The following is a 20767-nucleotide window of genomic DNA, read 5'->3' as shown; positions in this document are numbered from 1 at the left end:
CTCAGGCGGACAATCGCGTTGCGCGGGCATAGCCGCCGTCGAGATAGATCAGCGGATCGACGTCGCCGGAGATCTGCACCTCCCTGACCGCGCCGATCACCACCGCATGGGTGCCATATTCGATATGCGTTTCATATTCGCAGAAGAAGCTGGCCTGCGCGTCGCGCAGATGCGGCGAGCCGCATGCGCCCGAGCCCCAGCGGCCCTCGGCGAAGCGCTCTTCACCCTTCAACTTGCCCGCGCAGGTTTGCGACACGACGAGCTGATCAGCATGGAGGATATTGACGCAGAAAGGCGCGCCGGCCGTCAGCGGCGCGTGCAGGCTCGCGCTCTTGTTGACGCAGACCAAGAGCGACGGCGGGTCCATGCTCAATTCGCTCACCGCGGTAGCGGTCATCGCCCAGCGCCTGCCTTCGTGCCAGGCGGTGATGACCACAACGGCCTTGCCGAGCCGGCGCAGGCCCTTTTTCAGTTGTTCGGCAACGCTCTCGCGGGCGATGTCCAGCTCGGGCATTTGCACGTCACTCATCGGCACCCAGCCCTTCCCTGCCCATGATGCGCAATCCGTAGCCTTCGATGCCCGAAAGCTTCGCTTCGCTGTCGGAGAGCAGGATGAGATCCTTGACGCCAAGATCGAGAAGGATCTGCGCGCCGACACCATAATCGCGGATGCGCTGGTCGCGCGTCGGCCCCGGACTGCTGCGTCGCTCGGATATCGCGCTGACCGACGGGTCGCGGATGAAGACGATCACGCCGGGACCGTCATGCGCGCCGATCCGCGCCAGCGCGCGCGAGACATATTCGCGGCGGTCGGTCGGCGGCCCGAGCATGTCCGAGACGAAGTCGAGACGGTGCATGCGCACCAGGGTCGGTACGTCCGGGGTGATGCGTCCGCGCGACAAAGCGACATGCTCGACATTGTCGATCGTGTTGCGGAACACCGACAGTCGAAAGCCTTCGCCATAAACGGTCTCGAACGCTTCCTCATGGACGCGTTCGACGCAGCGCTCGGTGCGGCGGCGATAGCTGATCAGGTCGGCGATCGTGCCGATCGGAATATCGTGCTCGCGCGAAAACTCGACCAGGTCGGGCAGCCGCGCCATCGTCCCGTCTTCGTTCAGCACTTCGCAGATCACGCCCGCCGGGATCAGGCCGGCCAGTCGCGACACGTCGACCGCCGCCTCGGTATGGCCGGTACGGACCAGCACCCCGCCACTGCGCGCGACCAACGGGAAAACATGGCCGGGCGAGACGATATCGTCGCAGCCTTTGGAGGGATCGATCGCCACCGCCACGGTATGCGCCCGGTCGTACGCCGAAATGCCGGTGGTGACACCGTCGCGCGCCTCGATCGAGACGGTGAAGGCAGTGCCATGGCCGGAATTGTTCTCCGTCACCATCGGCGGCAGGCGCAGTTCGCGTGCCCGTTCCTCGGTCATCGCCAGGCAGATCAGCCCGCGCGCATGACGAGCCATGAAGTTGATCTGGGCGGGCGTCGCGAACTGCGCCGGGATGATGATATCGCCTTCATTCTCGCGATCCTCGGCATCGACGAGAATATAGGGCAGGCCATTACGCGCGGCTTCGATGATCTCCTCGGTCGAGGAGATCGAATTGTGGAGCCGATCGGCCGCCGGTGCGATCAGATCAATAGACATCGTTTTCCTGCAGGACTTCGCGCGCATGGCGCCAGCTGTCCGTTCCAGCGGGCAAGCCGACATAGAGCGTCGCGTGGAGCAGGATCTCCCTGATCTCCTCCTTGGTGACGCCATTGGCGAGCGCGCCGTTGATATGGTTGCGCAACTGGTCGGGCCGCGACTGGCCGATCAGGATCGCGATCGTCAGCATCGAGCGGGTCTTGCGATCGAGCCCCGGGCGGCTCCACACGTCGCCGAAGCAAAGCCGCGTCACCAAATCCTGTAGCGGCTCGTTGAAGTCGTCGACATTGTCGAGGCTGCGCACGCCGGGTTCCCCGAACATGTCGAAGCGCATCGCGCGGCCGCGGTCGTAGGACTCGTCTTTCTTCACGCGAAGGCCTTCCTCATTTCGATAGATACTGGCGCCGACAGCAATAGACGGATCGTTTCGGCTGCGGCCGCAAGTTCGGCGCGCGCCGCGGCCGAGACGCCGACCGCGCGCAGGAAACCGTGGATCATGCCCGGGGCGATACGGAGCGTCGTCGGAACCCCGGCGTCTTCGAGCCGCGCGGCAAAAGCGACTGCTTCGGCGCAGAGCGGGTCATATTCGGCCGCGACGATATGGGTCGGCGGAAGTGCGCCAAGGTCACGGCGATCGACCGGCGCCGGGTTGGCGTCGAGACCACCGCACAGAGTGAACAGAGCGATATACTGTCGGATGCGCTCGGCGGTCAGCAGCGGATCGAGCGCATCGCGGTAGGCGGATGCTTCGGGGTCCATCGCGAACGTGCCGTAGAAAAGTAACTGGCAGATCGGCCGCGCGGTGGCGCCGCATGCCAGTGTCAGCAGCGCGCCGGCACTGTCTCCGGCCACTGCGATCCGTGCCGGATCCACCGAGAGCGCTTCGGCCTGACGGCCGAGCCAAGCGAACGCCGCATCGCAATCGGCTTGCGCTCCGGCATAGTCCGTTTCGGGCAGGCGGCGATATTGGACGCTGGCGACGACCGCGCCGGTCGCCTCGGCCAGCGCCGCGCCGACAATGTCGAAGCTCTCGATGCTGCCGAACGCAAAACCCCCGCCGTGGAAATAGCAGATCGCCGGCCGCAACCCCTCCCCGCCCGGATCGAAAACGCGCAACGCGATCTCGCGCCCAGGTGCTGCGACAAAGGTGTCGAAGCGTGTGACTTGCGGCGCATGGCCCTCGGCGTAGCGCCGGCCCGTGAGGTCGCCGACCAGCCGCGTGGTTTCGATGCTGGCAGCCGGTGGCGTCGCGCGGACTAGCGCGACGTAGCGGTCCATGCCGTCCGCGAGGGCGGGTTCAGGCAACGGCCTCATACCGCACCTCGACCGTCCGGGTCGCGAGTTCGGCAAGCCGCGGCGCGACTTCGCGGCCCATCAACGTCAAGTTGTCGACCGTCTCCCCGTGGTCGAGTTCGCCGGCCTGCCCCATCATCAGCAGGTTGCCGAACCCGCCCGTCTCCTCGTGGAACGTCACCAATTGCTCGTACACTTCGTCGGGCGTGCCAACGAAGAACAGGCCCGCCTCCATATATTGCTCGATCGTGCCATCGACCGGCAGCGCCTCGCCGTTGCGCAGGCGCGGACGCATCGCGTTGGCGCCAGCCTGGAGCATGCGGATATTCGCCTCGACCGGATTGAAGCCGAGCGGATTGCGGAACTGCGGATCGAGCCGGGCAGCGGTGGTGAAATAGCTCTTCATCTTCTCGGCGCGGGCGAAGGCGGTGGCGCGGTCGCCCGCGCAGGAGACCAGCGCCAGATAGGCGAGCTTGTCCTGGTCGGGCTGCACGCCGTGCGCCGCGAGATAGGCGGCGCGATAGCCGCTGAATACCGAGCGGGCGACGGCGCCCGACAGGAAGGTCGCGCAGGTATAGCCGCGCTTGCCATATTCGCTGGCGCTGCTCGCACTCGACGCGGTCATCCAGATCGGCGGATGCGGCTGCTGAATCGGCCGCGGCCACAAGCTGGCGGTGCGATAATGAAAATGCTCGCCTTCCCAGGAGAAATTATCGCCGGCGTTGGACAGCGCATCCAGGATCAGGTCATGCGCTTCCCAGAAGCGGTCCATGAAGCCGGTCGGCTGGCGGTTCGACATGAACAATTCATATGCCGCGCCCTTGACCAGGCCGACTTCGAGCCGCCCGCCCGACAGACAATCGACCATCGCGATCTCTTCGGCGACACGCAGCGGATTGGAGCGGTTGGCGAGCGGGATGCCCAAGGCAAGCAGGCGCGCGTTGCTGGTCTGGCGCGCGAGGATAGCGAGCGTCGTCATGCACGACGTCGACATGCAGGTCGCGGCGGCGTGATGCTCATTGACCATGATATTGAGCCCGACCTCGTCGGCGAGCATATATTCGTCGAGATAGCGGTTGAGCAGCTGCCCGGCCTCGACCGGATCGCATTCGCGTTGCGGCAGCGTCACGCGCATCGAGCCCGGCTTCTGAAAAGCGGGGTGATAGGCTTGTTCGCTGAATTGCCAGATCTTCATCTTTGTCTCCGAGCGATCGTTCAGCGGCCGGCAAAAGCGGCGATGCGGGCGGCGAGCCTGCCAGGCTGGTCGGCGTGGACGCGGTGTCCGGCGTCTTCGAAGGATTCGACTTCGGCCTGGGGCAGCGCCTTGCGCCAGTCGTCGCGATATCTGGCGCTGACGATGCCGTCCGCCTCGCCCCAAATGACGAGAGTCGGGCTGGCGATGCGGTGCGTGCGGTCCCCGAGCTTCCTGTTCGACATGTATGGGGTCCAGCCGAAATGGCTCGCCGCCTCGTCGTTGCGCATCAGCCGGCGCAGACGGTCTTCCGGCAGCGTCGCCAGCGTCTTCATGTCGCTGCCGAGCGCGGGCTCGCCGACCTGCATGCGTTTGCCGAGCTCCTGGCGCGACAGCATGAAGATGTCAGTGACATATTGCTCGCGGCGATTGGCAGTGGGCAGGCCGAGCGGAGAGACCAGCACGAGCTGCGCGGCCCGGCCCGGCTCCTTGGTCAGCATTTCCGCCGCCACCCAGCCGCCGAACGACGTGCCGACGATGACCGGCCGGTCGAGCCCGAGCTGGTCGAGCAGGTCGAGATAGAAATAGCCGAGGTCGTCGACGCGATCGATCCGCGGCGAGCCGGCGGACGCCCCGAAACCGGGATGCGACGGAGCGTAGACGGTGAAATGCTTCGCCAGTTCGCGCTGCAGCGGCGCAGCCCCCTCGATCCCGTCGAGCCCGTGCAGGAACAGAAGCGGCGGACCGCCCCCAGCCTGGAAGATTTCGAGCTCGGTGCCCAGCACGTCGAGTGCCGACACAGTGCCGAAGCTCAGTTCTTCAAGGCCTTGGGGCTGCATCGCTCTCCACTCGTCTCTTCTTTGTGAGCTTCAGAGTGTTGCCCGGCGACTGATACGTCCAATTCTTTGTACTTGAGGCTTTGATGCCCGACAGGTATGGAAATTGGATGGAGCTACGCCATCTTCGCTATTTCCGCGCGATCGGCCGCGAGCAGCATTTCGGCCGTGCCGCGATCGCGTTGCGTGTCGCGCAGCCGGCGCTGACGCGGCAGATCCGCGACCTCGAGACCGAGCTCGGCATTGAGCTGTTCGAACGGTTGCCGCGAGGCGTGCGCCTGTCGAGCGCCGGGCGCGTCTTCCTAAGCGATGTCGAGGAGATCTTGTCGCAGGTCGACCGCGCCGTCGATCGCGCCCAGCGGTTGGGCAGCGGCCATCTCGGCACGATCCGCATCGGGCTCAGCGAGATCATCGCCGCGCACGACTTCATCTCGCACGGTCTGCGCAATTTCCGCGAGAGCGAGCCGTCGGTGGCGCTCGATCTCAAGTCGATGGGATCGGTGAACCAGATTGCCGCGCTCAAGGAAGGCACGCTCGATGTCGGGCTGATCTATGACGCGCATCTCGAAGAGCGCGACTATGACGTGCTCGACCGCATCTGCCTCGGCCATGGCGAGACGATGCTGGCCGTGCACGAAAGCCACCGGCTGGCCGGGCGCGCTTCGGTGACGATGGCCGAGATTGCCGAGGAGCCCGCGCTCGGCCCGGCACGGCTGACCGCACCCGGCTATTACGACCGGTTGATGACGGCCTGCGTCGAGAGCGGCAGCACACCGCGCATCGTCCAGGAATGCACGACGAACTCGATCCTGCTGAGCCTGGTCGCGGTGGGGATGGGTGTCGGTTTCGTGACGGCGTCGAGCCAGTCGTCGCCGGCGCACAATATCCAACTGGTGCCGATCAGCGATCTCGGGCTCCAGTTCGAAGTGCTGTTGGTGTGGCGCAAGAGCGACCGCTCGCCGGCACTGCAGCGCTTCATCGACATGATGATCCACCACGCGGGCGTCCTCCCCGCGGGGTGACAAAAGCCGGCGCTCGATCCTGCTAGGCCATGGGCAAGAGGAGAGAAGGATGACCGACGCGCCGCCGCTCAAGGGCCTGTATCATTTCGCCTATCCCTGCCGCGATGCGGAGGAGACGCGCCATTTCTACGAGGACATTCTGGGGCTGCCGCTGGTCAATTGCATGATGTCCGAAAAGGTGCCGAGCACGGGCGAGGAGCAGCCCTATGTGCACTTCTTCTTCCAGCTGGGCGACGGCTCGTACATCGCCTTTTTCGACCTGGGCGGCGACGAGAAGCCGGCGCCCTCTCCCAACACACCCGAATGGGTCCAGCATTTCGCGATCGAGACCGATTCGGTCGACGATGTCGAGGCGATGCGGCAACGGTTGGCCGACCATGGGATCAAGACCACGCCCTTGGTCGATCACGAGTTCGTCCGCTCGATCTATTTTTTCGATCCCAACGGCTTGCGCCTCGAAGTCGCCGCGCGAACCGAAGCGCCCGGCTTTCTGGAAGCGGCTGCCAGCGAAGCACATGGCGTTCTCAAGGCATGGAACGCGCGCAAGCACGGCGCACCCGCCGCCGGCTGATCGCCACCTCGTCACCGCGCTCCGCCCCGCCGCCGATCATTGCCGAATGGACAGATCGGCGGCTGGACGGCAGGAGAGCAGCGGGGAAATGTGACGAGAGGAATCAAACGCATGGCAGACACCGAACAATCGCGCCGGCGTGTCCAGTCGATTGAAGTGGGATTTCGAGTGCTGCGGGTGCTGCGCATGGCCGAAGGACCGCTGCCGCTGCGTGAAATTGCCGCGCGCGCCAGCATGCCGCCGAGCAAGGTGCATCTCTATCTCGTCAGCTTCGTGCGCGAGAATATGGCCTATCAGGACCCCCATAACGGCCATTACGGGCTTGGCACCTTCGCCATCCAGCTTGGGCTTGCCGCCATCCGCCAGCTCGACGTGGTCGGGCTCGCCGCCGAGACTCTGACCGAGCTTCGCGACAAGACCGACTGCGCGATCTATTTGTCGCTATGGGGCGACCGCGGCCCGTGCATCGTCGCCAAGGCCGACGGCAGGCTGCAAGGCGCGTTCCTGATCCGGCTCGGCTATATCCTGCCGGTGACGACGTCCGCGACCGGGCTGGTGTTCCTCGCCCATCTGCCGGAGACCGAGGTCGCTCGCGCGGTGGCGGCGCAGGCCGCCTATGACGCCACCCGCGGTGATATCCCCACTCCGACCAAGGAAGAACTCGCCGAGAGTGGTGAGCGGATCCGCCGGGAGGGCTATTCGTCGAGCGCCGGAATGCTGAACCGCAACTTCGCGGCGATCGCCGCGCCGATCTTCGACCATAGCGGCAAGATCGCCGCGACCATCACTTTGCTCGGCCCAACCGACTTCATGAGCAAGACGCGGCTCAAGGACTTCAGCAAGATGCTGTTGGCATCGACCGAGGCAGTGTCGGAGCGGATGGGCGCGCTTCCCAAGCCCGCAGAGAAGGCAGCGAAAGGCTGACGCCAGTTCAGCGAGCCTAGGCCGCCCCGCGCACGAAATCCGGCGCGCGGCGGCCTGCCGCGGCGGCGTCGAGGCGGAGCTTGCGCGCTTCGGCACGTTTGGCGTCGTCGAGCCACGAGCGTTCGTGGCCCCATAGGCTGGGGCCGTAATCGCATTCGAACGGCTGCCATGTCGCGGGATCGATCGACCGCCCGCCCCAGCCCAGTTCGATCATGAAGTCCGACGGCGTGCGGGCATAGAAGCTGGTCATGAAATCGTTGGTGTGGCGGCCGAGCGTCACGCCGATGCGCCCCTCCTCCAGCTGGGCGAGGTCATAGGCCTGGCCGACATCGTCGAGCGAATCGAGCTCGACCATCAGGTGATGGAAGCCGTCGACGCCCGTCTCGATAGCGGCGAAGCTGTGATGACGACTGTTGAGATGAAAGAAGAATGCCTTGAACGGCCGCAGCGCATAATCGCTGAGCCGGAAGCCGAGCAGGTCGACATAGAAGGGCAGCACCGCGTCGAGCGACCGGACGGTCAGTACGACATGGCCGAGCCCGAGCGCTCCGGTACGAAAGCCGCTGAGCGCGCGGCCGGGGACGAAGGCGGAGGGCGCCGCGGCGGCGCCGTGGAAGAATTCGAGGCGGTTGCCGGCGGGATCGTGGGCGATGAGCAGTTCGGCAACGCGGCGTTGCTCAGCCTCGATCGGCGTGCCTGGAACGACCGGATGGCCGGCGTCGGATAGCCGCGTCGCCAGCCGCGCCAGGGCATCGCCATCCGCGACTTCCCAGCCCATCGCGCTGACGCCCTCGTTTGCGCCGCTTTCGAGGAACAGGCGACCCGCGCGATTATCGGTACGCAGGGCGAAGCCGTGTGCGCTGCGATCGGCGAGCTGCATGCCGAGCAGGTCCGTGGCGAATCCCGCCCAGGCATCGACCCGCGCCGTGGTGACTCCGATATAGCCGAGCGACTGCAGCATAGAACGAACGCTATTCGGTAATACCGAAGAACGCCAGTGAGATTAAGGGCGCTGCACTCCCGGCCGGCTATATTCGGGGGTAAATTCCTCGATATCCGCGCCGTGATTCCCGTTCGGGGCGCTGAGCGAGTCCAGCAGCCGGGTGAGGTAGCCGCGCAATATTTCCAGCTCGTCGCCATCCAGCGGCGTCAGCAATTCGGCTTCGAGCGCGCGGGTGTCCTTCTGGAGCTTCTTCAGCGCGTCCTTGCCGGCCGCGGTCAGGCTCAATTCGAGCAGGCGTTTGTTGGCGCTGCTGACGCGGCGATCGATCAGCCCCTTGGATTCGAGCAAGGCGATCTGCTTGATCATCGTCTGCGGCTTGACGTCGTAGAGGCGCGACAATTCGGCCGAAGACATATTGGGCCGCGTCGAGAGCGTCGTAAGAATTCGGAACTGGACGGCGGTTACGCCGAGCGGATTGAGTACCGATTCCAGCCGCACATACGCCTTATACTGCACCTGTTTGACCAGATGCAGGATCGAAGGCGGATGTCGATCGGTAGTTGTGCGAGCGGCTTTACCCATCCGCCCTTAGTGTCCGATCGTGCCGGAACTGTCCAGAGTCGGCGCGGCACTTCGCCGCGCCGCCTGCGAGACCGTGATGACGCTCAGCCCTTGAGCTTCTTGGTGGCGATTGCCGCGCCTTCGGCCATTGCCGACAGTTTGGCCCACACCACTTCGGGATGGCCGACGCGCGAGCCGATGCCGCAATCGGTCCCGCCCTGGATATTCTCCATGCCGACGAGCTTGCCGACATTGACCAGCCGTTCGGCGACCAGTTCGGGATGCTCGACCAGGTCAGTCATATGGCCGACGACGCCCGGGCAGATGATCTTGCCCGCAGGAAGCTTGACCTCCTCCCAGATGCGCCATTCGTGCGCGTGGCGGACGTTGCTCGCCTCGAACGTGTAGCATTGCGCGTTGATCTTGAGCATCAGGTCGACGATGTGCTTGAACTCGATGTCGTGGACATGCGGGCGATGGCCGCTGCCCCAGCACATATGAAAGCGGATTTGCTCTTCGGGCAGCCCCTCGACCGCGTGGTTGATCACCTCGACCGCGAATTCCAGATAGTCGCGATACTGGTCGACCGACCAATCGGGATAGAACATCCAGCTCGTGGCGAATTCGGGCTCATCGATCTGCACGATCAGCCCGGCATCGGTGATCGCCTTATATTCCTCGCGCATCGCCGCGCCGACCGCCATCATGTAATCGCGCTCGTCGCGATAGAATGCGTTGCGCGCGCCGGCGCCGGCGCTGAGCGGCCCGAGAGCGGCGATGAAGCCGTCGACATCGCTCTTCCCCTCCAGGCCCTTCTTGAGTGCGTCGATATCCTTCGCGATCTCTGCCTGACCGATATAGGTCAAAGCGCTCGTACAGACCTTTTCGGTGGCCGGACGCTTGGGGACATTGCCGGGCGTCATGAACCCCGGGCGCACCGGGCCGCCGGCGCCGGCGAACCACAGGCCGGATTCGTAGAAACCCGGGAAATCGCGGCGGTCGCGCTCGCCGGGACCAGCCCGTTTGGACGGCGCCGCTGGGTCGCGGGGCAGCGATTCCCAGCCGGCCACGCGCTGCTGGATATAGCTGGTGTAGCTGCCCATGTTGGCGGCCTTCACATATTCGCCGTCGTTGATGATATCGACGCCGCATTCGATCTGCTTCTCGACGACCTCGCGCACTGCCTTGGGCAACCGCACCGCGATTTCGGTCTGGTTGGCATCGGCATTGACGAGCAGGGCGTCGAGATCGGCCGGGCGGGGCAGATTCCCGCCATGAGTCGTCAGGATATGGTCCGTGGAACGCCGCATCGTCTCTTCTCCTAAGTGATTGTCGCCGGCTTATGTTCGGCGCACGAATTTCTGGATCTGGTGGTCGCCCTGTTCCTCTGGGATCCAGCCGGGGCGGATCGCGAAGCTGTAGGGCACTTCGGCGACATAGACGTCGCCATGGCTATCGACCGCGATACCGTGCGGCGCGATGAAATTGCCCGGCCCGTGACGGTGCTCGGACGAGCCCCCCCAGCGATCCAGGACCTTGCCCTCGGGGCTGAGCATCGTGACGCGGCCGGGATGATCCCGCTGCATTTCGCCAAGGACGAAGCTCTTCTTGCCCTTGGGCCGCCACAGCTCGGCGACATAGATGATACCGTCGCGGTCGATGGCGATGTCGCACGGCCGTTGAACGTCGGTCCATTGCTCGAGATAGTCGCCATCGGCCGTAAAGACCTGGATACGGTCATTCTCGCGATCGCAGACCAATACCCGTCCCGCGGCGTCGCAGCCGATGCCGTGGGGCAAGTGGAATTCGCCCGGACCGGTGCCGATCTCGCCCCAGGACTGGATCAGGTCGCCCGCGGCGCTGAAGCGATGGACGCGGCAATTGCCATAGCCGTCGGCGACATAGAGCTCGCCGCTTGGCGCTACCGCAAGGTTGCAGCAGCGATTGAACGGCCCGCCGGGATAGGCGATGCATTCGCAGGCATGGACTTCGTAAGGAGGCTTGGGATCGTAGCCCGTGTCCGATGCCTGGCCGGGCACGCCGAGGGTCATGATCGGCTCGCCTTCGAGGCTGAAGACGCGAATGCTGTGATCGCCATTGTCGACGCAATAAACCCGGTCGTCGGGGCCGATCGTCAGGCCGTGCGCCATGGTGAAGACATCGTCGCCCCAGCTGCGGACGAAGCTGCCGTCGCGCTCATAGACCAGGACGCGATGCGGGAAGCGGACGAACAGATAGACGCGGTCCTGCGAATCGACGGCCACCCCGGTCACGTCGCGATGCGAGACGCCTGCCGGCAGGCGTTCCCAATCGGCTACTACGTCGAACGCAGGCGCTGTCCTGGTTGCCATAGCCGGCATTTCACTCCTCGACGGATTATCAAAAAACCAGCCTAGACGTCCGCTCTTTCCTAAGCCAAGCTGACATATATCGTCGCTTGAGCATTTGTACATAGCGAACGACATATGATAAAGCCGATTGGCGAGCGGGACAGATATTCGGCCGATCGCCGCACCGGGAGGGGTTTTGCATGACGGACACTGGCGCTCGGCCGATCGATGTCGACACGTTCCTGGACGGGCTCAAATTCAACCGCTTTCACCTGATCGTCCTCGTGCTGTGCACGGCCCTGGCGGCGATCGACGGCTATGAATTGTATGTCGTCGGCTGGGTGCTGCCGGTGCTCGCCAAGGATTTTGGGGTGCCGACGACGGCAGTCACCTCGGCGCTGGTCGCGCAACAGGTCGGCATGCTCGCCGGCGCGTTCGTCATTCCGCCGCTTGCCGACCGCATCGGACGGCCGCGCGTGCTGCTGTTCTGCTATCTCGGCATGATGCTCAGCGCGCTGGCGATCCTCACCACCAAGTCGCTGCTGCCCTTCACGATCTGCCGCTTTGCCGCCGGTTTTTGCGGTACCGCGATGATCCCGATCCTGGTCACGCTCGCCGCCGAGACCGCGCCCAAGCGGCTGCGCGCGACCGTCAGCACGATCACGGTCAGCGGCACGATGATCGGCGCGATGCTGGGTTCGCTGATGCAGGCCTTCGTCCTGGCGCCGTTCGGTTGGCGCGGCGCGTTCTGGATTGCAGTGGCGTTGCCTGCGATCATGCTTCCCTTGATCTATTTCTTCCTTCCCGAATCGCTGCGCTCGCTGGTCGCGCGCAACCCGCAGGATCCCGCCATTTCCGCGCTGACGAAGCGAATGCGGCCGTCGGTGTCCGGCGATGCCGACGTCGTACTCACCGTCGCGCCCAAGCCCGACCGACCGCCGCTCGCGATCCTGCTCTCCGATATTTTCGGCCGCGGCCAATTGCTGCGCACGTTCCTGATGTGGGGAATCGCGATCTCGAGCTTCGTGTTCATCACCGCGGGGGTGTGGAAGACGACGATCTTCAAGGACGTGATCGGACTGTCGCTTAAACAAGTCGCGCTGATCAACGGCATCAACACCGCCGCCGGCTTCATCGGCATGCTCACGATCGGCTTCTTCATCGATCGATTGGGTTTCAAGCGCGTGATGACCGGCGCCTTCCTGCTCGCGGGGCTGGGCGCGACCATGGTCGGACTGCTGGCCCCAGGCATTGGCATGTATGTCGCGGTCGCCTTCATGGGGATGTGCCAGCATGGCAGCCAGGCCAGCATCCCGGCGCTTGCTGCTGCCCTCTACCCGACACGCAGTCGCGCTACTGGCGTGGGCTGGACCTATGGCGCCGCCCGCGTGGTATCGATCTGGGCGCCGTTGTTCGGAACGTTCGTGCTCAGCGAAGGCTTCGGCCCCATCGGCATCTTCGCGATGCTCGGGGTGCCGCTGATCTGCGGCGGGCTGTTCACCTTCTGGCTGATGAGCCTCAAGAACGCGCCGCAGGTGGTCAAGGTCGGGCATGGACGCGGTTGAAGCGGCCGCGCCGGCAGTCGACGCCCATGCCCATGTCTTTACCAGGGCAATGCCGTTCGCGGCGAATGCGCATTCGCGGCCGGATTATGACTATCCGGTCGAGGCCTGGCTCGCCGATCTCGACGCCCATGGCATCGGCCGCGGGGTGATCGCGGCGGCGAGCCTGTTCGACGACGGCAACGCCTATACGCTCGCGGCGCTGGCGGCGCATCCCCGGCTGCGCGCGACGGTGCTTGCCGGACCGGAGACAAGCGCCAAGCAATTGCGAGCATTGGCCGAGCAAGGCGTGGTCGGGGTGCGGCTAACCTGGCGGCGGCTCGCCGATCTTCCCAATTTGGCGAACGAACCGTGGCGCGGTTTCCTCAATCGGATCGCCGACTGCGGGTTGCATGTCGAATTGCTCGCCGGCAGCGCGCAATTGCCGGCGCTGCTGCCGCACTTCGCAGGTGTGCCGCTGGTGGTCGATCATTTTGGCGTCCCGTCGCGCGATGAGGGCGAGCGCCGCGCCGGCACCGACGCGCTGCTTCGCGCGGTGGCCGGTGGCCGGACATGGGTCAAGATCTCGGCGGGCTTCCGCCTGTCACCTTCCATTGCTGCCGAATGCGCTGCGCGTTTGCTCGCCGAAGCGGGACCGGAGCGTTTGCTATGGGGCAGCGACGCGCCGTTCGTGAACCATGAGGCCGATACCAGCTATGCCGACACGCTGGCTCTGTATCATCGTCTTGTTCCCGACGCGGCAACCCGCCGGGCAATCGACGCCACAGCACTCGACCTTTATTTCAACATACGGAGCCACCAATGAACCGTCGCGAGCGCGCCATCGCCACTGCCGAGCTCGAAATGGGGCTCGCCGATTTCTGGCACGACGTGGACAATAATTGGGGCCGCAAGGCGAGCGATTATTATGCCCCGGAGGCCGTCTATCGCTCGGGCGGGCTCAAGCTCGAGGGACGCGAGGCGATCCAGGGCTTCTACAGTTGGCGCGAAGACCGTGGGGCGCGCGTGTCGATCCACGCCTTCACCAATTTCCGCGCCGAATTCGACGACCAGGGCGGTGCCACCGCGACCTGGTTCATGCTGCTCTGGGCTGCCGATGGCGAGGCGCCGCTCGAAAGCCGCGTTCCCACCCGGATCAGCCAGGCGACCGAAACGTTCCGTTGGGACGAAACCGAAGGGCGCTGGCTGTGCACGCTGCGCGAACTCAAGAATCTGTTCCGCGGCGGGGACCAGCTCAACTTCAGCTGAGCCGCCGCGTCAGGCGGTAAGCGACGTCACCGTCGCGATCACGAACGCCGCGCTGCGGTCGCCCAGGGTTCGCAGGATTTCGGCACCGGGGGTCAGCACCGCATCGCGAATCGCGAGCCTGTCCTCCGCCGGCACGGGGCCGGCATGCGCGCCGTAATCGAGCCGCCCGTCGCCCATCAGCGTGAACGGAAACAGCGTCTCGGGCCGTTTGAAATCGCCGATGCGGCCAAAAGCGGGAAACGGCCCGACCGCCGCGCCGCCGGCGTCGATCGTCAGGTCGAGCGAGATCTGTCGGTCAGTGGCATCCTCCGCACCCTGCGGAACCAGAACCACCCGCACGATATCGCCCACTGCAAAGCCTTTCAGATGTACCGCAATAAGGGCGCGCCCTTGGAAGGGGACGCCCTTTCGTTTGTCGGCGGCGGATCAGAAGCGCGCGCGCGCTCCGAACATGAAGGCGCGACCGACCTTGTCGTAATATTGACCGTTCACCGGGCCGTTGAGGATAATATACGGGGTGGGCGGCGGATCCTTGTCGAACAGGTTGTTGACCGCCCAGAAGAATTCGAACTTCTTATTCTCTCCAGCGAAGATCTTTCCGTATAGGTTGAAATAGGTAACCGCCGGCACCCTGTTGTCGTTGATCGTGTTGCTCGGCAGCGTGTTGTAGGTCACGTCCTGGACGCCCTTGCTGATGAAGATCGTCTGCAGCGTCAGTTCCCACGCATTGGTGCCCAAGGTCGTCGACAGATTGCCCCGGAAGTGGGGAATGGCGCCTAGATTGGCCCAGCCATTCTCTCCGGCGCGATCGATCGGCGCGGCTCCCGTGCCCGAATCGACCAGCGCATGGAGGACATAAGTGCCGCTCGCGGCGATGCTGCCGCGACCGCCTTCGCCCAGAAAGCCGAGCGACGTGCCGTAGGTCAGGGTCATGTCGATGCCCTTTTGGGCAAAGGCGCCGACATTGAGCGAGCCCGCGTTCAGCGCGGTATGGACGCGATCGTTCGGGTCAGGCGTGGAGAGATCGGGCCCATAGGTGAACAGATTGCAGAAATAGGCTTCGCCCGCGCTGCACAAGGATGCGATGTTCGCCGTCGACAGGTTGGTGATCGCATCGTCGATCTTGATATTGTAATAGTCGACCGAGAAACCGAGGCCGCTCAGCGCGCCGCGTCCGCGATAGGCCGCGCCGACGGTGAAGGTCTTCGAGAATTCAGGCCCGACATGGGGATTGCCCATACTGGTGTTCTGCGGAATCACCGGGCTCTTGGTGACGCCATCGACCACCATCGTCACCGCGTTGGTGACATTGCTGCCCGGGCTATAGAGTTCGTTGATCGCAGGCGCCCGGATGTCGCGCGACCGCGCGACGCGGAAGATCAGCCCGTCGACCGGTTCCCACACCGCGCCCGCCTTCCACGCGGTCTGGCCTCCGACGGTGCTGTAATCGGCGTAGCGGAACGCGCCGTTGACGCTCAGATTATGGAGGGCCGGCAGATCCTTGGCGAGCGGGACGGTCGCCTCGACATAACCTTCCTTGACGTTGAACGCGCCCGCATAGGGGACGGCGTTGCCGGCGGTGAGGAAGCCGTTGTTGGCGCCCACCGCGTCGGCGGTCAGCTTCTCGGTTTCGCGGCGATATTCGCCGCCGAACGCCACCGACACCGGGCCCGCCCAGGTCGAGAAGGGCTCGCCGACAATGTTGGCGGCGGTGGTGAACTGGTCGTACTTCACCTTGGCGAGGCCTTCGCCCCAGATATAATTGCGCGCGGCAGCCGTCGTGTTGCCCTCGCCGAACAGGTTGAGCGGCTGGCAACCGGCAGCGGCGGCGACGCCGTCCCGGACGCCGCGGCAGACGATGTTGCCGGAGCTGTCGCGAACCGCGTCGATCGCGTAAGCCAGCTTGGCGGTGACCGGGTTGTTGAAGGTCGCCGAGGAATAATAATTGATGCCATAGGATACGTGCGCATCCCATTTCCACGTCCCGCCGAGCTTCCCCTGCAAGCCGACGGTCCCGTGCGGCGTCTCGTTGGTGATTTCGTAGCGGTTGATGCCGATATCGATGCCGATCCGGCTGATGTTGAAGCTTTGCGTCGTTGCCGGCAGGAGGGCGAGTACTTGCGCAGGAATGAAGGGGTTGTCGCGACGGATCACCTGGCTGGACAGGCGGATTGGAACGCCGTCGAGGATGCCGACGGAGCGCGAATAGCCGCCCTCGATATAGCCGGTCAGCGAGTCCGAAAAATCATAATAGATGCTGCCATAGGCGGTCTCGCGCTCGACCTTGGGAACCAGCGCCGTGCCGGTGATGATCGAGCCGCCTTCGCCGCCGATCATCGTCGAGCCGCCAGAGATCGAGCCCCTCTGGAACGGGCGGATCGAGCCGTCCGGATTGAACGTCATGTTGGTCAGCCCCGGGATGGAGCTGATGATGACGCCGCCCGCGCCGAGATTATTGTGGACATTCTTGGCCAGGATGAAGGCCGGCTGGCCGAAGCCTGGCGTGCCGGGGATGGTCCGCTGGCCGTTGCTGACGATCATATATTCGTCGCGACCCCAGTCGCGGGTGTAGATATCGCCGACGCCGTCATTGTCCGAATAATCGCCGCTGAGGACGATATGGCCTCGATCGCCGTTGAAGCTGGTACCGGCGATAAACCCGATGCGGCGGGTGCCATAGTCGCCGAGCTGGGAGACACCCGCCTGTGCGGTGACTTCGACGCCCTGGTACTTCTTCTTCATGACGATGTTGACGACGCCCGAGACGGCATCCGAGCCGTAGAGCGCCGAGGCGCCGCCGGTGACGACATCGACGCGCTCGATCATCAGCGTCGGGAACAGGTTGAGGTCGGTGGTGGTCGGCACGCCGAGGTTGCTGGCCGGCGCGAAGGGCACGACGCGCGACTGATTGACCAGCACCAGTGTGCGCTGGCCGCCCAGAGCACGCAGATCGGCGGTGGCCTGCGCGGGGCTCGAGGTGTTGGTGGCGTTGGCGCCGGGGGAGCGGGTCGCCTTGAATGCCGGGTTCTGGTTGAGCACCTCCATGACGGTGGTGGCGCCCTGCTTCGAGATCACTTCGGCGCCGACCACCTGGGTCGGCGTCGGTGCCTGGAGGCCGTTGGTCGCGGTGCGCGATGCCGTAACGACGATTTCGCCTTCCTGCGTCTGTGCATTGTCATCAGCGGCGTCACCTGCGGCAGCCGGAGCCGGTTCGGCTTGCGCCGTGCTGGCCGGCGTCGGGCTCGACTGCGCGAAAGCGGCGCCGCCTGCAAAAGTGGCGGTGGTGAGCGCGGTGGTGACCATCATTCGCTGCAGCCATGATGCCGGACCACGATTCATAAAAACTGCCATATCAGCCTCCCCTCTCCGGGCAATTGCGAGGCCGGCTTTGGCGCCGTTGCTCCCGCTGCATCGCAAGATGCTTGCTTGTTGTTCCCAATCCGCGCCGAGTTGCGCCCGACGCTTCTAGGGGCCCGCAGTCCATTCCGGATTAACGAACGACAGTTGTTTATGCCACATAAGACAGGCTGACAACCTAAAATCGCAGCCTGGCTGATTTACCGGTTCAGCCATTACCTATCACTTCGAGATCGGCCCCATCGCCAACGCGTCCTTGTAGATGCTCGGGTCGATAAGTCTCGAGAGCACCTCGCGTGGCCGTGGGGGACGTCTGTCCTGCGTGGCCAGCCATTCCTCCTGCGCAACCAACTCGTCGAGCAGATCGGCAGGCAATGCCGCCGGGAAGGAGAGTGTCGGCCACGCGTCCGCTACTTCCGCCGCACTAAAGCCCGCGCTCGTCGTGACCAGTGCCTGGGCCGGCGTCGGATCGCGACGAATCCGCGCGCTCGCTACAATCACCGCCCGGACGAACTCGGTGATTCGCCGGCGCTTGGCGGGATCGGCGAGATCCGCCGCGGTGGTGTTGAGGTTGAACAATTCGCGATAGACGCCGTCGCCGGAGAAGATGACGATATCGTCGCCAAGTGCCCGCGCCGCGTTGCCGCCATGCGGCTCCCAGATCGCCACGGCATCAACCTCGCGCCTTTCGAGCGCCGCGGGGATACCGTCGAGCGGAGAAATGCGTACGGGCGTGACATCGGCGAAGGCCAGCCCCGCCCGCGCGAGCATTCGCGCGAGGAAATAACCGGCCGACGTGGTCGTCAGCGTCGCGATCCTCTTGCCCTTGAGATCGGCGATCCGCCGGATCCCGGCCGAGCGGCGCGCGATGATGCGATAGCGGCCTTCGGTAACGGTAAGGATGATGCGGATGTCGGGATGCGCGACCGAATAGCGCAATGCCTGGGTCTCGGCATGGGTGGCGATATCGGCGGGCCGACCAGGGTCGAACAGATTGGGGATGCCGCCATTGCTGACCACTGCGCCCGCCGGATACAGATCGCGCGCCGCCAGCAATACCGGCGCGATCTCGATCGTGGCGGTGCTACCCGACACCGCAATTGGCGAGACTGCGGCGGCAGGCTCCACGCTTGGATGCGGCGCGCATCCCGCCAAGGCGACCAGCATCGTCATCGAGAAAATAGGCCCCCGCCAATCGATCATCGGCAATCTCCCTCGACCGATTATTATAAGCCAGGATGATTATTGAAAGGGCAATGCTGTCCGTCAGCCATTGTCTACGGGAGACCGCCGGTGCCGCTGCGCGCTCTCGCCGGAGAAACGGCGACTTTCGCTGACGTGTCGGCGCGTACCAGGCTCGTATATTCACCGATCTATTTGGCGCGCTGCATGTTTGGATCGGCTGCCCCGGTCCGCGGAAAACCGACAGAGAGGATCGGGCCGTTAAGGCCGCGGCATGACAGCAGCAAAACCGCCGCATGAAATCGCCTAGGGGTCGCTAGCTAAATCGAGACGCTGAAAATTGCCGTTCGTCTCTCTGAACCCAGGCCCTAGCCCGCACCCCAAAGATGCGCCGGCACCATGATCTCGCCGTCAGCATAGAGGCTCGCCGCGAGCGGATCGTCGGCGACGAACCAGGGGCCGTCGAGATCGACCACGTCGCACAACTGGGCAAGGACGAAGGCCGGGGCAGTCGAAAGCGTGGCGCCGGCCATGTTGCCAACCATGATCTTCATTCCAAGCCGGCGCCCACGCTCGGCCATCATCAGCGCCTCGGTCAGGCCGCCGCATTTGTCGAGCTTGATATTCAAGACCTGGAAGCGACGGTGCTGGGCTTCGAGTTCGACGAGGTCCTGGATACTCTCGTCGGCGACGACTGGGATCGGCGACCGCCAATTGTCGAGCAAAGCCTCCTCGCCGCGGCGGACGGGCTGTTCCAGCAGCAGCACCTTTTCCCTGACGAGCATTGCGACCAGGCCGTCGAGATCGTCACCGCCATAACCCTGATTGGCATCCACACCGAGCCAGACATTCGGTCGGGCCGCACGCACCGCTCGAACCCGCTCGGAATCGCCGGCAAGGTCGCCCTCGAGCTTCAGCTTGATCGCCCTTAACGTCGGTAGGTCGTCGAGCCGGCGAAGGATCTCGGCTGGATCTTCCGCCGGAAGCGTGAACGTCGTGACCAGGGGCTTCGGTGGGGCGACACCGGCAAGCTTCCAGACGGGCGTACCGGCCCGGAGCGACTCCAGTTCCCACAATGCGCAGTCGAGTGCGTTACGCGCGCCTCCGGGCGGGAGCAGACCGCGTAACTCCTCGCGATCGGTCCCTGCTTCGACCTGTGCGCGACACCGCTCCAATTCGCGTTCGATATGGTCCGGATCGTCGCCCAGATAATAAACGCCTGCCGCCTCTCCTCGGCCCGTCACTTCTCCGTCGGAGATCGTCGCGATCACCGCCGGCATCGAGTCGAAGAGATAGCCCGAGATCCGGAAAGGTTCGCGAAACGCCATGGCGTCGCGGCGATGGCTGAGCGTGAGGGCGGTCGTCATGACCGCCACATCACATGAATTCAGCTGTGTTTCAATATAAGAAACATGTTTCTACTTAGTGGCCTGAAACGTCGTCCGCGGCTGGCTCGGCGCTTCGCGAAGCCAGTTCGGCGAAGCGTTGCATGCCGGGGCCGGCACAAACCGACAGCACTCGGCAAGGTTCATCGCCGACTCGGACATAGGCATGCGCCATTCCGCTGTCGAAATAGACCGAGTCGCCCTGGGCCAGCGGCAGCGGTGCGTAGAGATCCGAATGCAGCTCCATCGTGCCCGACAATACATGCAGATATTCCTCGCCGGAGTGGCGGATCAGACCGCCGACATCGTCGATATTGCGGGCTTTTACATCGATGATGATCGGCACCATCATCTTGTCGAGCAGGTCGCCGGCCGGATAGAGATGCGTGTAACGTTCGGTAGTAGCGCCCTGCCATTCGCCGGCGCGAGACACGCTGCGCCGGCCGAGCGCGGCGGGCGGCTTTTCCGCCGGGACCGCCCCCGCCACGAGGCTGCCGAGATCGAGACCGAGAGCCTGGGCGAGCCTGACCAATTTGTCATAGGTCATCGCCATCTTGCCGTTCTCGAGCTTCGACAGCGTCGAAAACGGCATGTCCAGTCGCGTCGCAAGCGCCCTGAGCGTCAACCCCTGCTCGATGCGTGCGGCACGGAGCAGACGGCCGGGATGATTGTCGCGAGCGGTCTTGGTCATAGTCTCTCCCCG

At 64.5% G+C, this 20767-nt stretch carries 21 protein-coding genes; 6 read left to right on the top strand and 15 right to left on the bottom strand.

Annotated features, from left to right (window positions below):
- Window position 1 precedes the first annotated feature (1 nt).
- From Q0L25_RS11990 to Q0L25_RS11965, 6 genes are read right to left on the bottom strand one after another with little or no spacing between them, the layout of a single operon-like run.
- Entirely contained in the window at window positions 2-529 is a 528-nt protein-coding gene (locus tag Q0L25_RS11990) for a flavin reductase family protein (protein WP_296614527.1), read from the bottom strand.
- Window positions 522-1658, bottom strand: a complete 1137-nt coding sequence (ribB, locus tag Q0L25_RS11985; RefSeq protein ID WP_296614525.1) for a 3,4-dihydroxy-2-butanone-4-phosphate synthase — start codon at window positions 1656-1658, stop codon at window positions 522-524. The genes Q0L25_RS11990 and ribB overlap by 8 nt, the downstream gene beginning before the upstream one ends.
- Entirely contained in the window at window positions 1648-2028 is a 381-nt protein-coding gene (locus Q0L25_RS11980) for a carboxymuconolactone decarboxylase family protein (protein ID WP_296614524.1), read from the bottom strand. Before Q0L25_RS11980 ends, ribB begins: the two co-directional genes overlap by 11 nt.
- Window positions 2025-2972, bottom strand: coding sequence for an alpha/beta hydrolase (locus Q0L25_RS11975; protein ID WP_296614522.1), 948 nt, complete (start codon window positions 2970-2972; stop codon window positions 2025-2027). The genes Q0L25_RS11980 and Q0L25_RS11975 overlap by 4 nt, the downstream gene beginning before the upstream one ends.
- The gene (locus tag Q0L25_RS11970; RefSeq protein WP_296614520.1) at window positions 2956-4146 is read right to left on the bottom strand and encodes an LLM class flavin-dependent oxidoreductase; all 1191 of its coding nucleotides are present in this window, start codon (window positions 4144-4146) and stop codon (window positions 2956-2958) included. The genes Q0L25_RS11975 and Q0L25_RS11970 overlap by 17 nt, the downstream gene beginning before the upstream one ends.
- A gap of 20 nt (window positions 4147-4166) precedes the next feature.
- On the bottom strand, window positions 4167-4982 hold the full coding sequence (locus tag Q0L25_RS11965; RefSeq protein ID WP_296614518.1) for an alpha/beta hydrolase: 816 nt from the start codon (window positions 4980-4982) through the stop codon (window positions 4167-4169).
- A 107-nt stretch (window positions 4983-5089) separates the two neighbouring features.
- Between Q0L25_RS11965 and Q0L25_RS11960 the strand changes: the two genes are divergently transcribed.
- The 3 genes from Q0L25_RS11960 (at window position 5090) to Q0L25_RS11950 (ending at window position 7496) form a co-directional block, all read left to right on the top strand.
- Entirely contained in the window at window positions 5090-6001 is a 912-nt protein-coding gene (locus tag Q0L25_RS11960; RefSeq protein WP_296614516.1) for a LysR family transcriptional regulator, read from the top strand.
- 49 nt (window positions 6002-6050) lie between these two features.
- On the top strand, window positions 6051-6572 hold the full coding sequence (locus tag Q0L25_RS11955; RefSeq protein ID WP_296614514.1) for a VOC family protein: 522 nt from the start codon (window positions 6051-6053) through the stop codon (window positions 6570-6572).
- 111 nt (window positions 6573-6683) lie between these two features.
- On the top strand, window positions 6684-7496 hold the full coding sequence (locus Q0L25_RS11950) for an IclR family transcriptional regulator (protein WP_296614512.1): 813 nt from the start codon (window positions 6684-6686) through the stop codon (window positions 7494-7496).
- A gap of 16 nt (window positions 7497-7512) precedes the next feature.
- Here Q0L25_RS11950 and Q0L25_RS11945 read toward each other — a convergent pair whose 3' ends face one another.
- The 4 genes from Q0L25_RS11945 to Q0L25_RS11930 all read right to left on the bottom strand — a co-directional run bounded on the left by Q0L25_RS11945 (window position 7513) and on the right by Q0L25_RS11930 (window position 11351).
- Entirely contained in the window at window positions 7513-8457 is a 945-nt protein-coding gene (locus tag Q0L25_RS11945; protein WP_296614510.1) for a VOC family protein, read from the bottom strand.
- 42 nt (window positions 8458-8499) lie between these two features.
- Window positions 8500-9021 carry a MarR family transcriptional regulator gene (locus tag Q0L25_RS11940; protein WP_296614508.1) on the bottom strand — a complete coding sequence of 174 codons (522 nt, stop codon included), beginning with the start codon at window positions 9019-9021 and terminating at the stop codon, window positions 8500-8502.
- 83 nt (window positions 9022-9104) lie between these two features.
- Window positions 9105-10310 (bottom strand): hypothetical protein, encoded by a 1206-nt coding sequence (locus tag Q0L25_RS11935; protein WP_296614506.1) that lies wholly within the window; start codon window positions 10308-10310, stop codon window positions 9105-9107.
- A 30-nt stretch (window positions 10311-10340) separates the two neighbouring features.
- Window positions 10341-11351: a peptidyl-alpha-hydroxyglycine alpha-amidating lyase family protein gene (locus Q0L25_RS11930; protein ID WP_296614504.1), complete on the bottom strand. Its 1011-nt coding sequence runs from the start codon at window positions 11349-11351 to the stop codon at window positions 10341-10343.
- A gap of 179 nt (window positions 11352-11530) precedes the next feature.
- Between Q0L25_RS11930 and Q0L25_RS11925 the strand changes: the two genes are divergently transcribed.
- From Q0L25_RS11925 to Q0L25_RS11915, 3 genes are read left to right on the top strand one after another with little or no spacing between them, the layout of a single operon-like run.
- On the top strand, window positions 11531-12895 hold the full coding sequence (locus Q0L25_RS11925; protein ID WP_296614502.1) for an MFS transporter: 1365 nt from the start codon (window positions 11531-11533) through the stop codon (window positions 12893-12895).
- A complete protein-coding gene (locus tag Q0L25_RS11920) occupies window positions 12882-13697 on the top strand; it encodes an amidohydrolase (RefSeq protein WP_296614500.1) in 816 nt (271 codons plus the stop codon). Before Q0L25_RS11925 ends, Q0L25_RS11920 begins: the two co-directional genes overlap by 14 nt.
- Window positions 13694-14140 (top strand): hypothetical protein, encoded by a 447-nt coding sequence (locus Q0L25_RS11915; protein ID WP_296614498.1) that lies wholly within the window; start codon window positions 13694-13696, stop codon window positions 14138-14140. The genes Q0L25_RS11920 and Q0L25_RS11915 overlap by 4 nt, the downstream gene beginning before the upstream one ends.
- A 9-nt stretch (window positions 14141-14149) precedes the next feature.
- On the opposite strand, the gene Q0L25_RS11910 is transcribed toward Q0L25_RS11915, so the two are convergent.
- The 5 genes from Q0L25_RS11910 to Q0L25_RS11890 all read right to left on the bottom strand — a co-directional run bounded on the left by Q0L25_RS11910 (window position 14150) and on the right by Q0L25_RS11890 (window position 20755).
- Window positions 14150-14491, bottom strand: a complete 342-nt coding sequence (locus tag Q0L25_RS11910) for a hypothetical protein (protein ID WP_296614496.1) — start codon at window positions 14489-14491, stop codon at window positions 14150-14152.
- A 75-nt stretch (window positions 14492-14566) separates the two neighbouring features.
- Window positions 14567-17479: a TonB-dependent siderophore receptor gene (locus tag Q0L25_RS11905; protein WP_296614494.1), complete on the bottom strand. Its 2913-nt coding sequence runs from the start codon at window positions 17477-17479 to the stop codon at window positions 14567-14569.
- Window positions 17480-17719: 240 nt separating this feature from the next.
- Complete coding sequence (locus Q0L25_RS11900) at window positions 17720-18700, bottom strand: ABC transporter substrate-binding protein (protein WP_296614492.1); 981 nt, start codon at window positions 18698-18700, stop codon at window positions 17720-17722.
- Window positions 18701-19047: 347 nt separating this feature from the next.
- Window positions 19048-20046 (bottom strand): dipeptide epimerase, encoded by a 999-nt coding sequence (locus Q0L25_RS11895; RefSeq protein ID WP_296614490.1) that lies wholly within the window; start codon window positions 20044-20046, stop codon window positions 19048-19050.
- A 55-nt stretch (window positions 20047-20101) separates the two neighbouring features.
- Window positions 20102-20755: an XRE family transcriptional regulator gene (locus tag Q0L25_RS11890; RefSeq protein WP_296614488.1), complete on the bottom strand. Its 654-nt coding sequence runs from the start codon at window positions 20753-20755 to the stop codon at window positions 20102-20104.
- Between the last annotated feature and the right edge of the window lie 12 nt (window positions 20756-20767).

Source organism: Sphingomonas sp., assembly GCF_024508665.1.
GTDB lineage: Bacteria > Pseudomonadota > Alphaproteobacteria > Sphingomonadales > Sphingomonadaceae > Sphingomonas.
This window is presented reverse-complemented; position numbering and strand designations above follow the sequence as displayed.

What these genes read in the sequence shown, in the direction of transcription:
- Q0L25_RS11925 (WP_296614502.1), top strand. Translation starts at nt 11,531, where the DNA reads ATGACGGACACTGGCGCTCGGCCGATCGATGTCGACACGTTCCTGGAC.
- Q0L25_RS11990 (WP_296614527.1), bottom strand. Translation starts at nt 529, where the DNA reads ATGAGTGACGTGCAAATGCCCGAGCTGGACATCGCCCGCGAGAGCGTT.
- Q0L25_RS11950 (WP_296614512.1), top strand. Translation starts at nt 6,684, where the DNA reads ATGGCAGACACCGAACAATCGCGCCGGCGTGTCCAGTCGATTGAAGTG.
- Q0L25_RS11935 (WP_296614506.1), bottom strand. Translation starts at nt 10,310, where the DNA reads ATGCGGCGTTCCACGGACCATATCCTGACGACTCATGGCGGGAATCTG.
- ribB (WP_296614525.1), bottom strand. Translation starts at nt 1,658, where the DNA reads ATGTCTATTGATCTGATCGCACCGGCGGCCGATCGGCTCCACAATTCG.
- Q0L25_RS11960 (WP_296614516.1), top strand. Translation starts at nt 5,090, where the DNA reads ATGGAGCTACGCCATCTTCGCTATTTCCGCGCGATCGGCCGCGAGCAG.
- Q0L25_RS11965 (WP_296614518.1), bottom strand. Translation starts at nt 4,982, where the DNA reads ATGCAGCCCCAAGGCCTTGAAGAACTGAGCTTCGGCACTGTGTCGGCA.
- Q0L25_RS11930 (WP_296614504.1), bottom strand. Translation starts at nt 11,351, where the DNA reads ATGGCAACCAGGACAGCGCCTGCGTTCGACGTAGTAGCCGATTGGGAA.
- Q0L25_RS11955 (WP_296614514.1), top strand. Translation starts at nt 6,051, where the DNA reads ATGACCGACGCGCCGCCGCTCAAGGGCCTGTATCATTTCGCCTATCCC.
- Q0L25_RS11975 (WP_296614522.1), bottom strand. Translation starts at nt 2,972, where the DNA reads ATGAGGCCGTTGCCTGAACCCGCCCTCGCGGACGGCATGGACCGCTAC.
- Q0L25_RS11940 (WP_296614508.1), bottom strand. Translation starts at nt 9,021, where the DNA reads ATGGGTAAAGCCGCTCGCACAACTACCGATCGACATCCGCCTTCGATC.
- Q0L25_RS11890 (WP_296614488.1), bottom strand. Translation starts at nt 20,755, where the DNA reads ATGACCAAGACCGCTCGCGACAATCATCCCGGCCGTCTGCTCCGTGCC.
- Q0L25_RS11915 (WP_296614498.1), top strand. Translation starts at nt 13,694, where the DNA reads ATGAACCGTCGCGAGCGCGCCATCGCCACTGCCGAGCTCGAAATGGGG.
- Q0L25_RS11905 (WP_296614494.1), bottom strand. Translation starts at nt 17,479, where the DNA reads ATGAATCGTGGTCCGGCATCATGGCTGCAGCGAATGATGGTCACCACC.
- Q0L25_RS11945 (WP_296614510.1), bottom strand. Translation starts at nt 8,457, where the DNA reads ATGCTGCAGTCGCTCGGCTATATCGGAGTCACCACGGCGCGGGTCGAT.
- Q0L25_RS11900 (WP_296614492.1), bottom strand. Translation starts at nt 18,700, where the DNA reads ATGATCGATTGGCGGGGGCCTATTTTCTCGATGACGATGCTGGTCGCC.
- Q0L25_RS11895 (WP_296614490.1), bottom strand. Translation starts at nt 20,046, where the DNA reads ATGACGACCGCCCTCACGCTCAGCCATCGCCGCGACGCCATGGCGTTT.
- Q0L25_RS11970 (WP_296614520.1), bottom strand. Translation starts at nt 4,146, where the DNA reads ATGAAGATCTGGCAATTCAGCGAACAAGCCTATCACCCCGCTTTTCAG.
- Q0L25_RS11920 (WP_296614500.1), top strand. Translation starts at nt 12,882, where the DNA reads ATGGACGCGGTTGAAGCGGCCGCGCCGGCAGTCGACGCCCATGCCCAT.